Here is a 15,033-nt window from a genome sequence, read left to right as displayed (position 1 = left end):
TATTTTTTATCGAATTAATACAAAGTTAAGTTTTGCCCGATAAAATTTAGTAGAATAGTAGTGTTAACTTTAATAAAAAGGTAAAATGTTAGTTAGTTCTATTCAAAGCAAAACGAAGAATGTCGAAAGACGCATTAAGCTGGTAATCCAGATAATCGGGGGTAGGGTAACAAGATGGAAACAGTAGCAAATCATTCAATGGAGGAATTAAGTAGGCAACAGGCACATTCAACCAAGCGTCCAGTCAAATGGGTGCCTATTACCACCATTTTCATTGTTCTTATTGCACTTATTATCGGGGGATTCAGCTATTATCAGGCAACACACTTTAATTCCAAAATCACGATAAACGGTACAAACGTCGGCGGGATGACGGCAGATGAGGCATTGAAAACGTTAAAATCAACGGTGCTAAAAAACGTGGTCTATGTCGGCGGCCAACAAATTATCGATGGCCAAGATATGAAAATGACCATCACGGAGAAAGACCTGCCAAACGTTAAGAAATTATTAAAAAGCCAATGGACATTCTTCCCTTCTTCAAAAGAAAAAAATTATTCCATCATGCCAAGCAATCTGGATGAGTATCGCAGTCAAACCTTGAAGAAAGAAGTCGAAGAAAAGCTGACTGCCATGAACCAGAGTTTGACAGCGCCCCAAGATGCAATGGCCTATTTGGACCAAGGAAAAATTGTCGTCTCTCCTAGCGTGAAAGGCGAACAGTACGATGTCAACAGTCTGCTAAAAGACTATGAAAAGCAGGAATACACCAGTGAAATCCATTTAAAGCCTGTATACATAGAACCCCTCAAAGAAGACAGTGAAATCGTCAAAAACGAACAGAAAAAGCTGCAGGATCTCCTCGGGCTAACAGTGGAATATAAGGTACAAGATAAAGCCTATTCGTTAAAAGCCAGTGACTTAATTAAAAGTGCCACTGTCTCAAAAGACTTAAAATTAACGGTCGATCCGGCTGACATAAAGAAAAAAATAGATGAAATCAATGGCACCCAATCCACGTTAAATAAAAATTTAAGCTTTAAAACCCATACCGGTTCTGTGATTTCCGTCAAAGCACAAGGCTATGGCTGGGCATTGGATGCTAAAAAAGAAACAGCGCTACTTCAACAAGCGTTCGAAAACGGGGAAAAATCACTTACGGCTGCGAATATTACCGGACACGGCTGGAAAGGTGAAGGCTACGGATACGATACGACCACAAATGGCGGCATCGGCGATACCTATGCGGAAGTCTCCCTCTCCGAACAGAAAATTTGGATATACAAGAATGGACAATTAGTCGTCACCTCCAGTGTCGTGACCGGCAAACACAGCACCGGTAATGATACATCACCAGGAGTTTGGTATATCCTCTATAAAAAAACACCAGCGACACTGACGGGTCGAGAACTCGGAGGAAAACCGAGTTATAAAGTAGATGTGAATTATTGGGCTCCGTTCACGAATGATGGGCAAGGGTTCCATGATGCCAGCTGGAGATCTAACTGGTCAAGCACCGCCTATCTCAATGACGGATCGCATGGCTGCGTCAACACACCGCCAAGCGTGATGAAAACCGTGTACGAAAATATCAGCACCTATGAGCCGGTTGTCATCTATTAATACTCATAAAAAAACAGGAAATTGTTTGTGATTTCCTGTTTTTTTATGTTTTAAATTATTGTTCAAAAGACAGTGCGGAAAAAGCTGTGTAAATAAGTTTGTTATCAATCCTCCTTGGCAAGAATTAGGATAAATAATACTTGCTAAGGAGGATTTTTCGACATGAAAATTCCAAAGGAATTGATCAAAGAAATCATAAAGGAACAGAAGTTCACAAGCACCAATCAAATCATGGATACCATTAAAGAAATGTTTGCAGATATCCTAGAGGAAGTGCTCCAATGTGAAATTGAAGAGCAGCTAGGATACGAAAAACACCAACGTCGTGGTAATGAACCTAACAATTACAGAAACGGATCAACCAAAAGGAAATTAAAAACACAATTTGGCGAAGTGGAAGTAAATGTTCCTCGGGACAGAAAGGGCTCGTACGAGCCACAAATCTTGGACAAATATCAAAGGAATACCGACGGAATGGAAGATAAAATACTGTCACTATACGCTCATGGCATGTCCACAAGAGATATCCAGGAACAGGTCAAAGATCTCTATAATATTGAGATTTCCTCCGAGTTAGTTAGTAAAATCAGTGAGAAAATTATGCCACAAGTGAACGAGTGGCAAAATCGAGCACTTGAAGCCTATTATCCTTTTATTTTCATGGATGCCATTCATTATAAAATTCGAGATAATCATCAAATTGTTTCGAAAGCAGCATATGTTGTTCTAGGAATCAATAATGAAGGGTATAAAGAAATTCTTGGCATCTGGGTTGGGGCAAACGAGAGTAGTAAGTTTTGGTTAGGCGTGTTGAATGATTTGAAAACCAGAGGAGTCAAAACGGTCAATCTTTTCTGTGTGGATGGGCTTTCAGGGCTTAAAGAGGCCATCCAAGCTGTGTATCCTTTTGCCGGTATTCAGCGTTGTATCATTCATCAAATCCGTTCAAGTACCAAATATGTTTCTTATAAACATTTAAAAGAGTTTGTCGCTGACCTTAAAAAAATATATTCTTCAATTAACGAAGAGTCTGCTTTAGAAAGACTCATTGAATTTAAGGATAAATGGGGCAAAGAATATCCTTCTGCGGTTAGGTCATGGGAGGAAAATTGGGATATTTTAGCTACCTTTTTCGCATATCCGCAGGAAATTAGGAAAATAATATATACTACGAATATTATTGAAGGACTTCACCGTCAATTTAGAAAAGTAACAAAAACCAAGTCTATTTTTCCAACTGATGATAGCTTAAGAAAAATGCTTTACTTGGCATCTCAAAACATTTCGAAAAAATGGACCATGCGTTATCGAAACTGGGATATGATTTTAAATCAGCTTGAGATTCTGAACCAAACATCATAATTGGGGACTCTGTCCCCAAACCCCTGAAGTTTATCGCTTTTGTTTTCCCTAAAACGGACAAAAAAACGGACCGCACTAAGTCCGTCCGTTTTAGGGTAAAATCCATAAAACCGCTCAGGTTGCACTTCTGCATTGCCCTATCCTGTTTTATGGTAAAAGCCAATATAATTTTTGACAAACGATGTTTTTTTATACCTATTTATTCTTGCCTTGCGAAGATTGTCAAATAATACTTACACAAGATTTTCCGCAGACCCGTTCAAACGAAAGGCCGGAAAAGGTATGGCGTTCTATGCCCTTTCTTTTTCGGCCAGGATGCTTTTGCTCACTTATACCAATTCAAATGGTTGCATGGTTTGCTTTAGGACTGTCACGGAATGATTGAATTGTTCTCTTTCTTTTTCATTGAGCCCGATTTCCACTACTTCACGAATGCCACTACGGTTAATAACAGCCGGAACACCGATAAAGACATCTTTTTGGCCATATTGTCCATCAAGATAAGCGGATACGGTCAAAATGCAGTTTTCATTATTTAGAATGGCTTTGGTAATCCGGACCAGTGACATACCAATTCCATAAAAAGTTGCACCTTTTCTTTCAATGATCTGATAGGCCGCATCACGAACATTCACAAAAATTTTGTCTAAGCATTCTTTTTTCAGATCGTTTTTCTTAGCCAGTACTGCCTCAAGCTTTTCGACTCCAATGGAGGTACTGCTCCAAACCGGAAGCTCTGTATCACCGTGTTCCCCAATAATATAGGCATGGACATTTCTTGTATCAACGTCGAAATACTGGCCAAGGTTGAAACGAAGGCGGGCAGAATCCAATACAGTTCCGGACCCGATGACACGTTCTTTTGGAAGGCCTGATTCCTTCCAAGTCACATATGTTAAAATATCGACCGGGTTTGTTGCTACAAGGAATATCCCATCAAAGCCGCTTTCCATAATGTTATGGACGATATCTTTAAATATCCTCGTGTTCTTCTCCACTAGCTGCAAACGAGTTTCACCTGGCTTTTGTGCCAAGCCTGCTGTAATGACAATGAGGTCAGCTTCTGCACAATCTTGATATGTTCCATTCCACACTTTTATAGGTGAAGGAGAGAATGGCATACCATGATTAAGGTCCATTACTTCGCCTTCTGCTTTTGCTTCGTTCAAATCAATAAGAACTAATTCCTCTGCAACTCCTTGATTGATCATGGAATAAGCATAGCTGCAGCCTACCGCTCCCGTACCGATTAACACAACGCGATTTACTTTTCCAATATTCATGATGATTTTCTCCCTTCGATTATGCGCCTGTTTATTTGAATTAAGATGATTACTAACGAGTTTGTTTTTCACTATTATCATGTTGACAACATTAGTTTAGCACTGATTATGTGAATGTTTTCACATATTTTGTGAAGAAATGGTGAACTTTTTATTTTTACTCCCGAAATACGGCTCCGCCATTCCATCTTCGAGATAAATAAAAACCTCGGATTTCTCCGAGGTTTAGAAAAGTGTCATAGAATGAAAATGCTGCGGGCTTAAAACTCTTTGCCATTTGAGGCAATCACGTCTTTGTACCAGTAGAAGCTTTTTTTCCTTATGCGTTCGTTGGTACCTTCCCCTTGACTGTTGAGGTCGACGTAGATATAGCCATAGCGTTTTTTGAGTTCCGCGGTTGAGGCGCTGACCAAATCGATGGGCCCCCATGAGGTATAACCCATGATTTCCACGCCGTCACCGATGGCATTTTTCATTTCTCTGATATGCTCACGCAGGTAGTCAATCCGATATTCGTCATGGATGGACCCATCTTCCTCCACCTGATCCACCGCGCCAAGACCGTTTTCCACAATAAACAATGGCTTTTGGTAGCGGTCATACAGGGTATTGCATACGATTCGCAGGCCGACTGGGTCAATCTGCCAGCCCCAATCTGAAGCCTGTAAATAAGGGTTTTTTACCCCTTCGAACAGATTGCCGGACGTTCTTTGCGCCTCATGCTCCGGTGCTGTGCTGGCCACAAACGACATATAATAACTGAATCCGATATAATCGACTGTGTATTCCTGCAACAGCTCCAAATCCCCAGGAGCCATTTCAATTTTGATATTATTTTCGGCAAAATAATTCATCATATAGGTCGGATAGTAGCCGCGTGACTGGACATCGGAGAAAAACAAGGTTTTGCGGTCGAGCGTCAATGCCTCGTACATATCCTCCGGCCTAGAACTGTATGGATAAGTGACCGAGGCGGCAATCATACAGCCAACCTGCGATGCTGGAATGATCTCATGTGCCGCTTTGACTGCCAGGGCACTTGCCACAAATTGATGATGTGCCGCTTGAAAGACGTCTTGTTCATTTTTCTGGCCGTTTTCAAACAGCAGCCCGCCCCCGGTAAACGGGGCGTGAAGAAGCACATTGATTTCATTGAAGGTCATCCAGTAGTTCACTTTATCCCGATACCTCGTAAAAATTGTACGGGCGAACCGCTCATAAAAATCGACGACCTGGCGATTTTTCCAGCCGCCATAATTTTTCACAAGCCCAAGCGGCATTTCGTAGTGGGAAATCGTCACTACTGGCTCAATATGATGTTTGCGCAGCTCGTCAATCATATCATCATAAAATTGCAGTCCCTTTTCATTGGGCTCTTGGTCATCCCCATTGGGAAAAATGCGCGACCAGGCAATCGAAAACCGGAATGCTTTGAAGCCCATTTCCGCAAACAACGCAATATCTTCCTTATATTTATGGTAAAAATTAATTCCTTGCTGATACAGGTTAAATTGGGACATTGAAAAATCAGGCGGGCTCATAATCCCATTTGGAGAAACGTCTGCAGTCGAAAGTCCTTTTCCATCTTCTTGATAGGCTCCCTCCAACTGGTTGGCCGCTACTGCTCCGCCCCATAAAAATCCGTCGGGAAATTTTCTTGTTTGTGTATCCATTTTTCCACCTCAATTCTTTGTCGTGAAAAGCCAGACAGCCGTATAAACAGCGGCCCTTATCTAACCAAATTAATCCATTTGCCTTATAGCCTGTCACTATTTAGTAGCCGTTAACTCCAATAAACGGTCACCATGGCGAACACTATTGGCCTCGGTTGGGTCGATATTGGCATATTGTTCATAATTGGTCACCACCACCGGGGTCGTGACCACATATCCTGCTCCCTTTATTCCGTTGATGTCAAATTCAATCAGCAGCTGCCCTTTCTCAACCCGATCGTCTTGGGAGATGTGCGAGGTGAAAAACTTTCCGTCCAGCTGCACGGTATCCATACCGATATGAATTAGGATTTCCGACCCATCGTCGGACTTGATTCCAATCGCATGGCCCGTTGGGAACATTACCCTTACGAGTCCGGACACCGGGGAATACAGTTTTCCTTCTGTTGGTTCAATCGCCACACCCCTGCCTAAAGCACCGGATGAGAACGCCTCGTCACTGATTTCCGATAATGGTTTGACTTCTCCAGTAATCGGGCTTGGAATCACTTCGTTTCCGTCTGTTTGCTTCTGTTGTTGCGGCTGGGCAGCAGTCTTTGCCACCTCCGAACCTGTCTCATTGGCAGCCTGCTGTTTTTTTACTCCGCCAAACAAGTACGTAAGTACGAACCCAACAATAAAGGCTACGATGACGCCGATTATCGCTCCCCAGAAACCAAAGGTAATGCCTGCCTTTGGATCGATAAAGCTTGGGAATCCGAAAATCCCCATCCCGCCAATCATATAATATTTGCTATTAGCAAAACCGAGAATAGCACCGCCCACGGCTGCACCAATACAGCTTATAATGAACGGCCGTTTTAGCGGCAATGTAACACCGTAAATGGCCGGTTCCGTCACTCCAAAGATTCCGGAAATAAAAGCTGGGATACTTAGCGATTTTAATTTCTGCTGCTTGGTCGTTAACCAAACTCCCAGGACGGCACCAATTTGAGCAAAGGAAGCTGCATGCGTTGTCGCAAGGATAGGGTCTGCTCCTTGAACCGTAATATTATTGATGGCAATTGGAACGAGTCCCCAATGAAGACCGAAAATAACGAATACCTGCCAGAATCCTCCGACGAATAAACCGGCAATGATCGGGCTTAAATTATAGAGCCAAAGCGTGACTTGTCCCAGCAAGACCCCTGCCCATGTGGCAATCGGCCCGATAATCAAAAACGTGATGGGTATTGTCACCAACAAGGTAAAGAAGGGAACTAAGAATGCCTTAACGACATCTGGGATGACTTTTCTAAAAAACTTTTCAACTTTGGATCCGAAATATGCAGCCAAGATAACCGGAATAACGGAGGAAGCATAACTCATTAAAATAACCGGTATCCCGAGAAATTCAATATAAACGGGTGATTGAAAAACCGTTCCCGAAAATAAGGTGGTAATGGGTTTGCCCTGCATAATGGCGGGCAGTGTCGGGTAAACCAATGCGGCTCCTATCGTCATTCCAATAAACGTGGAACCGCCAAACTTCTTAATCGCTGTGTACCCTAAAAAGATGGGGAAAAAGTAAAATAAGGAGTCCCCAATGGCATTTAATATTTGATAAGTGCCCGATGTATTCGTCAGCCAGCCTAACGATATAAAGAGGGCATTTAATCCCTTGATCATCCCCGTTGCGGCTAGGACCCCAAGTATTGGAGTGAAAATGGACGAAATAATATCGATAAAACTAGACTTTCCTTTTTCCCCATCATCCGCATCAACTTGATTTTGGGATTGGAACCCCCCCACTTGTACGACTGCCTGATAGACATCCGGAACGTGGTTTCCGATCACCACTTGATACTGTCCGCCGCTTTTCATTACCGTCACGACGCCTTCCATGTTTTTAAGGACATCGGTGTTGGCCTTTCCTTCGTCTTTTAATTTAAAGCGAAGCCGGGTAACACAATGAACGACGCTATTAACATTTTCCTTACCGCCGACATTTTCGATAATTTCTTTGGCTAATTGCTCATATTTCAACCTTTAACACCCTCTCTCCATAGACTAAAAAAATACATAAACCATTTTTAGTTTGTTTCAAATCTGTCAGGTTATGCCCAAAAGCCAGGTGGGCTGCGTATAGAACAGTTGGAAAGATTGTGCAATCCCTTTGACAGGAACGAGATTTATTTTTCCATAAAAAAAAGAAGGGCAGCCCCTTCTTTTTTTAAAAACCTATTATGTTAGAACTAGTTAAATCACTCGCACTTTCACAATGCCATCGATTTGGTTGATTTTTGCCAGCAAGCCGGGAATGGTTTCGCCGTTTACTTTTTCATCGATATCAATCATCGTGTAAGCATAGCCGCCGCGGCTTCTGTTCACCATGTCCGCAATGTTTAAATGATAGCTCGAGATCGCAGAAGTAATCTGGCCAACCATGTTTGGAACGTTGTGGTGGAAGGCCGTAACACGGCGTTTTCCTGTAAACGGAAGTGCCGCATTTGGAAAATTGACGGAGTTTTGGATGTTTCCTGTTTCAAGAAAATCCTTCACCTCACGCGCTGCCATGATGGCGCAGTTTTCCTCTGATTCTTCCGTTGATGCACCAAGATGCGGGGTGCAGATGGTATTTTTCATTTTCAATACTTTTTCGTTCGGGAAGTCCGTAATATATTTGCCGACTTTTCCGTTTTCAAGTGCCTCCGCCATATCTTCTTCATTGACTAGCTCACCGCGGGAGAAATTCAAGATATAAACGTCGTCCTTCATGATGCTGAAGGTTTCTTTGTTGAACATTCCACCTGTATCTTTGGTAAACGGCACATGGACAGTAATATAATCGGACTCGGCAAACAATTGCTCGATTGTCATGGCCCGCTTTACGTTGCGGGACAATTTCCATGCCGTATCCACGGATATAAACGGATCGAACCCGATTACTTCCATATCCAAGTCAAGCGCATCGTTCGCCACAAGCGCACCGATTGCACCCAGTCCGATGACGCCAAGCGTTTTCCCTTTGATTTCTTTGCCCACAAATTGTTTCTTTCCTGATTCGACTAACTTGGGAACCTGGTCCCCTTCATCCACTAATGTTTTGGTCCATGCCACTCCGTCATACAGATTACGGGAAGATGCCATTAATGAGGTTAACACGATTTCTTTTACGGCATTGGCATTAGCACCAGGTGTATTGAATACGACGATTCCCTTTTCCGTGCATTTGTCGACTGGAATATTATTGACACCCGCGCCCGCCCGAGCGATGGCTTTTAAATTCGCACCGAAGTCCAAGGAATGCATATTGAAGCTGCGAACGACAATGGCATCCGGATCTTCACAGTTGTTATCAATGACATAGTGCTCTTGGTCAAATACCTTTAGCCCGCTTTCCGCGATGTTGTTTAATGGTTTAATGGTTTTCACTTTGTCTGCAATTAGTGTACTCATCATTCGATCCCTCTTTTAATTGAAGATAGTTATAATTTTCACAAACATTACCAAATTCCTACACCTACAAAGATTTCTGAAAGCTTACACCCCATACATACTTGAAAGCCGTATGGACTATCCCCTCCCATTAAACATAAAGAGGCAAGGGGAATAGTTCCCTTACCTCTGCCCAGGCGAACGGCAACGACACTATGTGCTCCCTCACGGTTTATCCGCGTTCGCCAGTCACACATAGCCTTTTTCATTTTTCTTAGTTTAACAAATTTTCTATTAACTTTCAATCTATAAAAGTTTCCTATTTTGTGCAAATCCAGTGTAACCATTTACATCATTTTGTGAAGGTGTGATGGATTAAGAGATTCTTCCTTCCTCCTTTAAAATTTGTTCAAAAGCTTCGACAACGTCTTTATCATAATGGGATCCCGCCAGTCTTTTTAACTCATCAATCGCTATTTGTTCTTTAAATGCTTTGCGGTAGGCTCGGTCTTCCGTCATTGCATCAAATGTGTCACTAACAGCGATGATTTTAGCTTCCAAAAGGATATCCTCTCCAGCTAGCCCATGAGGATATCCGCTTCCGTTTATCCTTTCATGATGTTGCTCGATAACAGGGGCCAGTTCCTTATAAAATGAGTCCTTAACCATTTCAGCTCCATCTACAGGATGCTTCTTAATAATCTCAAATTCTTCATCTGTTAGTCTTCCTGGTTTATTTAAAACTTCACCGGGAACATGGATTTTCCCAATATCATGCAGTACTGCCGCTACCGCCAGATTCTCCAATTGTTCCTTGCCCAGTTTTAACTTCTTTGCTATTTTTACCGAGTATTCAGCGACTCGGTCACTATGTTTGTATGTATATCGATCCTTTAGTTCAACTTGTTTGGTAATCTCCTTTAGTGCGGAAATATCTTTACTAATATGGACAAAGGTTTGTTCGGTAAAGACACACAGTAAGGTAACTTTCGATAGGGCGGTAAAATAAATTGGCTGCTGAAGGCCTCTTGCAGAAAAGTAGTCCTCAGGACCTAAAGTATGATTTTCATTATCCAGTTCACATATGACTTGGCCCGATAATATATAATAGAACTCAAGAGCGCTCGCACTCTCACTGGGATACACGTAAAATAATTTCCCCTCTTCAATCGTCTGTTGAATAATTTCAACACCATCTCCACGAGAAATTAAACTCAATTCTAGATTATTCTCAAAGCTTACTGTTTCTAAAAAAACGCCCTTTTTTCCGATCGTGAATCCTCCCATAGTATCCCACCTTTGTACAATAAAAACGAGCCCTTAGTACAGAACTCGTTTTTATTGTACAACATATTATTCTGAATTGTCAGTTACAAATACCTATTAACAACCGACTACCCTTATCGGATCAATCCATACCCACTTATCGGCAAACCGGACAAGCTCCCAGCTGCATTCAGCCTGTACACCCTTCTCCGCTGCCTTTTTAATGGCACCTTGTGACATTTTTAGTGTTTCATTGTATACATCCGTAATGACTTTATTAAGGTCCTCCGTAAATTTTTGTGTTTTTTCCTGAGATTTAGCAGTCTTTTCATCTAGCTTCGCTTGAAGCTTCGTTAGTTTATCATTCAACTTTTGTGAATCTTTATTGTTTGTGGTAACCATTTGAGTAGTTACTCCATCAATTTCCTGCTCGATATCTGCTATTTTTGCATCTATTTTCGCATTTTCCTGTGCGAGTTTTGCATTTATATCACTCAACTTCTGGTTTAACTTCTCAACCTTTCCAGCATCGTTAGCCGCACCATCTAATTCTGTTAGTACCTTACCTTGTTCTTCCTCTAACTTCACGATTTGATCTCCTGCTTCTATTCTACGAATATCTCGAAGATAATCAGCTTGTAGAGAATCTGCCTTTTCCACTGCCTTCTCAATTTTTGCATCAATCTCCGTGTTGGTCTTTTCAATTAATTCTAATGCTTCTTGTGCATCCTTATTCTCCGCTGCAAATGCCGGTGTTCCAATACATAATAATAAGGCCGTCAGAAATAAAATCCACAATCCTTTTTTCATCCTTTTCTTTCCTCCTTTTTTTACAAAAATAACCGAAAAATGGCCCAATAAAAGAAAGTGTCTTTTCCAATATGGTTTTCCCCACTTTCCTTTCATTGGCAATAAGACCTATGTACCAATCTACCATTATTATACAAGGAAGAAATTCCTAAGACTATAGTGGTTTTTGTAATATTTTGTCGTTTTTGAATATTTTATCAAACATTGGAAAATGGTATCATTAATTTGCGTTACTTGTTAGATTATGATGATTTACTGTTGAGTATATCGATCTAATGCAATAAGAATGCTCAAAGTACGAAAAGCTATAATCATAGAGAATGAAACAATTGGAGAAGTAATCTCGTATGGGATAGTTGAGGTGAAAAGAATTGTACTTGCACATAGAGGAACCATCGGAAAAAATTTCAGCAAATTCCGTAAAAGTCTGGAGAATTACCAATACCATCGGGCATGTCACCGCGCTGCTATTCACGTTTGTTTTACTACTCTGCTCCGGGAAGTTTGACTGGTATGAATGGATTAGCACGATCCTTTATATAATTGGCGCAATCACCATTTCATCCGCCATCTATTCCATTGGCGTAGAACCTGTGTATTTGCAGCGTACTTGGCGCTATCGTATTGACCCACAATTTGTTCAAATAAAACATGGAAGATTGTCTGAGAAACATACCTTAATTCCAATGGAAAAAGTGGAATACGTCCGTTCCAAACAAGGACCAGTTTTGCGGCGTTATGATTTATACAGTCTTGAAGTCGGCACCACTACTTCAGTCCATACCATTCCTGCCATTCCCTCTGAAGAGGCCAATACATTAAGAGCACAAATTGCGGTTTATGCCAAAATGAAAGACAAAGACGCAGCGGAAGGAGAAAAAGGTTCGTGAACCCTGGAGTGAAAAGGTACCACCCTGCTATAATAGCCATCGATATTGTATCCTTTATCAAAGGGTCATCTGCCATCTTTCTTTTTTTATTCGTGTTCAAGGCCTCTTCCGGTTCGACTTGGGTGATTTGGGGACGTTATCTGTTCTTCTTGGCTGTGATTTTATCCGTGATTTGGAGCATTTTAAAATGGTTCTTTCACCAGTATGAAATCAGCGCGGACACCATTGTCCTCCGCGAGGGTGTATTTGTAAAAGGGCAGCGCAGTGTGACTTTCAACCGGATCCATAATCAAAAATCCAATACCACCTTTGTGCACCGCTGGTTTGGCCTGACTTCCCTCACGCTTGAAACGGGAATAAGCGGTGAAAAGTCCTCCTTTCATTTTCCCGTCATCACCGAGGAAGAGAAAATGCGGATTCTGTTTCACTTGGAAGGGAAACAACCATTAAGCACTTCGGCGGATGAGAACCACATGGAAAATCCCTCTGACCGAACGGTTCATTTTCGCTCGACCAAAAAGGATTTGATGAAGGCATCCTTTACTTCTTTAAGCTTTTTGGCCCTTTTTCCGATGGTAACGGCCGCTTATTTTAATCTGGCTGACTACTTTAAAATTGAAGAAACGGCAGAAAACGCCATGGATTACTTGTTCATTCATTGGTGGATGCTCATTGTTCTCCTTTTCCCGACTCTCGTTTTATCTTTTATCATTGGTTTTATCAAAACCACCATCAAGTATGGGAACTATGTGATCAGCGATGACAAGAAGCGGATTTATATTGAAAAAGGCGCAGGGAATGTTATCCATTTTTCCATTCCGAAACATAGAGTACAAGCTATCGTGGTGAAACAGTCGATTTTGAAGCGGATGCTCGGGATGGTCTCCATAAAATTGATTAGCGCTGGGAGTTTGGAAGAGGAAAAGGACCAAGAAACCAGCTCACTTTATCCGTTTATGCCCAAGCATGAGGCATACCGGATTTTACAAACTTTGCTTCCTGGTTACCGAATCGAGGAAAGGATGGAGCGCTTTCCAATCAAAGTGTTATGGCTCAAGCTCCTCCAACCCTATTATTTGACTATATTGGCTATTATAGGATTATTTATTTTTAAAAAAGAATGGCTTTGGGTCGCAGCACTTGTTTTCGTTCCTTCCGTTCTCGATCGTGTACTCGACTACTGGTTTACCAGTTATATCCGCTCAGGCAGCACGATCCAAATTCGCAAAGGCGGCTTTACCAATGAAACATTTGTCACCCACAGGAACCGAATTCAGCAGATTACCGTCCAACATTCATGGCTTGAGCGCAAGTTCGGTGTCGCCACGATCCTTTTTTCCAATAAAGCAAAACCGCTATATGTAAGCAAACTTTACGGGATTTCCAATGAGGAAGCGGCTATTTTTTATAATTGGTACCACCAAAAATCCGCCATGTGATGAGCACATGGCGGATTTATCGTCCGTCTTGTTTTCGGGATACGAAACGGGACCAGCCCAACTGAATGATACCCGCGGTCAAGACACCTATTAGTGTGTCTCTCATTCTGTCTATGGCATAATGCTTCGTTTGGTGTTCGAATACAAATACAAAAAGAATCGTGAGGGCCACTTGATGAAGGACCTTTTTGTCCAATTTCAAGTACTTCGCTATATAACCGCCTAGTAAATTAATAACCCCAAGTTCCATCCGTTTACTTTCAAATAAGAGGCTATTAACACAGCGACCGATATGCCAATAACTGTACCAATGAACCGTTTAATGGATAAACTGACCGTTTTATCCATTGTGGATTGGATTGTCAAGATGACGGAAAGCGGAGCTAAGTAAGGATGGCTGGAACCAAAGAGTTTTGATATTTCCCAGGCCAATGCAAAACCCACCGACAATTTCCAAATTAAAAGAGATAAGCGATCAGGTATTTCCTTCTTTATTTTTTTCCATTTCTACTCCAATAATCATTCTTTCCTTATTATTCTTTCCTTTTGAATCACCCAATATTAAATTTCCTTGCACATAAACCAACTTTCCTTAATATCATTTCTTATGACAGAAGAACCTTCCCAACCAAACACATTAACCACCACTAAAATTTACCATATGGATTTTTTGTCTTTTTTTCAACCAGTCTGAAACCCAACATAGAGCCATTTTTCTATCTTCCACTGCCTATAGTTGATTTCGTGTGTCAGTCGAAAAATGTAAAAATTTATTTTTTCTATTGCTATTTTAATTATATGCTGATACTATAAATGAGTATTTAATTGGAAAGCTAATATTTAAGTATATCGTGAGTCTTTCCAGCAGATAATTTTGACCACTTCCTAAAGGAAGTCAAGGCCATACGGACAGCCGGGTCAAATGCCGATTGGCAACTTTAGTTGCCTTATTGATTGAGTTAAAAGCTCAAATTTTATAAGTTGGTTACTTTACAACCAGTGCATATGCACACAACTTGTGAAACGGTCAATAAGAGTGGTAAAAGTGATTATTTGCTATATAGACTCTGATCAAATGATATATTTTGAATATTAAAGAGCTTCCGCCATGACGTCTTTAACGTATTCTAATGGCTTTGTCATGGGTATTTTATGGCTTTTTTAATATGATGACTATATCCAAAGCAAGTGTGGTGCGCTATGATGCGATCGTCTTCACTTGCTTTTTTGTTGTTTTTAAAAGATTCTAGAGGGTATCACACTTATTCCT

The 15,033-nt window shown here is 41.3% G+C and carries 12 protein-coding genes and 1 riboswitch; of the genes, 4 read left to right on the top strand and 8 right to left on the bottom strand.

Features of this window, described 5'->3' with window-relative positions; translation table 11 throughout:
• Positions 1–174 precede the first annotated feature (174 nt).
• Both ACY8D0_RS00270 and ACY8D0_RS00265 read left to right on the top strand, forming a co-directional pair.
• A complete protein-coding gene (locus ACY8D0_RS00270) occupies positions 175–1,623 on the top strand; it encodes a L,D-transpeptidase family protein (protein WP_462408520.1) in 1,449 nt (482 codons plus the stop codon).
• A 162-nt stretch (positions 1,624–1,785) separates the two neighbouring features.
• Positions 1,786–2,985 carry an IS256 family transposase gene (locus ACY8D0_RS00265; protein ID WP_462408519.1) on the top strand — a complete coding sequence of 400 codons (1,200 nt, stop codon included), beginning with the start codon at positions 1,786–1,788 and terminating at the stop codon, positions 2,983–2,985.
• 329 nt (positions 2,986–3,314) lie between these two features.
• Here ACY8D0_RS00265 and ACY8D0_RS00260 read toward each other — a convergent pair whose 3' ends face one another.
• From ACY8D0_RS00260 to ACY8D0_RS00235, 6 genes are all read right to left on the bottom strand, one after another.
• Positions 3,315–4,268, bottom strand: coding sequence for an L-lactate dehydrogenase (locus ACY8D0_RS00260; RefSeq protein WP_462408518.1), 954 nt, complete (start codon positions 4,266–4,268; stop codon positions 3,315–3,317).
• A gap of 260 nt (positions 4,269–4,528) precedes the next feature.
• Positions 4,529–5,941, bottom strand: coding sequence for an aryl-phospho-beta-d-glucosidase (locus tag ACY8D0_RS00255; protein WP_462408517.1), 1,413 nt, complete (start codon positions 5,939–5,941; stop codon positions 4,529–4,531).
• A gap of 96 nt (positions 5,942–6,037) precedes the next feature.
• Entirely contained in the window at positions 6,038–7,966 is a 1,929-nt protein-coding gene (locus ACY8D0_RS00250; protein ID WP_462408516.1) for a beta-glucoside-specific PTS transporter subunit IIABC, read from the bottom strand.
• Positions 7,967–8,179: 213 nt separating this feature from the next.
• Positions 8,180–9,379, bottom strand: coding sequence for a phosphoglycerate dehydrogenase (locus ACY8D0_RS00245; RefSeq protein ID WP_462409906.1), 1,200 nt, complete (start codon positions 9,377–9,379; stop codon positions 8,180–8,182).
• Between the two features lie 163 nt (positions 9,380–9,542).
• A riboswitch (ZMP/ZTP riboswitch) is annotated at positions 9,543–9,621 on the bottom strand.
• Positions 9,622–9,733: 112 nt separating this feature from the next.
• Positions 9,734–10,645 carry an HD-GYP domain-containing protein gene (locus tag ACY8D0_RS00240; protein WP_462408515.1) on the bottom strand — a complete coding sequence of 304 codons (912 nt, stop codon included), beginning with the start codon at positions 10,643–10,645 and terminating at the stop codon, positions 9,734–9,736.
• A gap of 96 nt (positions 10,646–10,741) precedes the next feature.
• The gene (locus ACY8D0_RS00235) at positions 10,742–11,434 is read right to left on the bottom strand and encodes a hypothetical protein (protein ID WP_462408514.1); all 693 of its coding nucleotides are present in this window, start codon (positions 11,432–11,434) and stop codon (positions 10,742–10,744) included.
• Between the two features lie 371 nt (positions 11,435–11,805).
• Here ACY8D0_RS00235 and ACY8D0_RS00230 point away from each other — a divergent pair, with 371 nt between their 5' ends.
• Positions 11,806–12,324, top strand: coding sequence for a PH domain-containing protein (locus ACY8D0_RS00230; RefSeq protein WP_462408513.1), 519 nt, complete (start codon positions 11,806–11,808; stop codon positions 12,322–12,324).
• On the top strand, positions 12,321–13,763 hold the full coding sequence (locus tag ACY8D0_RS00225; protein WP_462408512.1) for a PH domain-containing protein: 1,443 nt from the start codon (positions 12,321–12,323) through the stop codon (positions 13,761–13,763). Before ACY8D0_RS00230 ends, ACY8D0_RS00225 begins: the two co-directional genes overlap by 4 nt.
• 16 nt (positions 13,764–13,779) lie before the next feature.
• On the opposite strand, the gene ACY8D0_RS00220 is transcribed toward ACY8D0_RS00225, so the two are convergent.
• Positions 13,780–14,013 carry a hypothetical protein gene (locus ACY8D0_RS00220; protein WP_462408511.1) on the bottom strand — a complete coding sequence of 78 codons (234 nt, stop codon included), beginning with the start codon at positions 14,011–14,013 and terminating at the stop codon, positions 13,780–13,782.
• Positions 13,986–14,195, bottom strand: a complete 210-nt coding sequence (locus ACY8D0_RS00215) for an FUSC family protein (protein ID WP_462408510.1) — start codon at positions 14,193–14,195, stop codon at positions 13,986–13,988. The genes ACY8D0_RS00220 and ACY8D0_RS00215 overlap by 28 nt, the downstream gene beginning before the upstream one ends.
• Positions 14,196–15,033: the final 838 nt, after the last annotated feature.

Source organism: Neobacillus camarae (assembly GCF_054950115.1).
The sequence above is the reverse complement of the archived record's forward strand: the minus strand, read 5'-3'. Positions and strand labels throughout refer to the sequence as shown.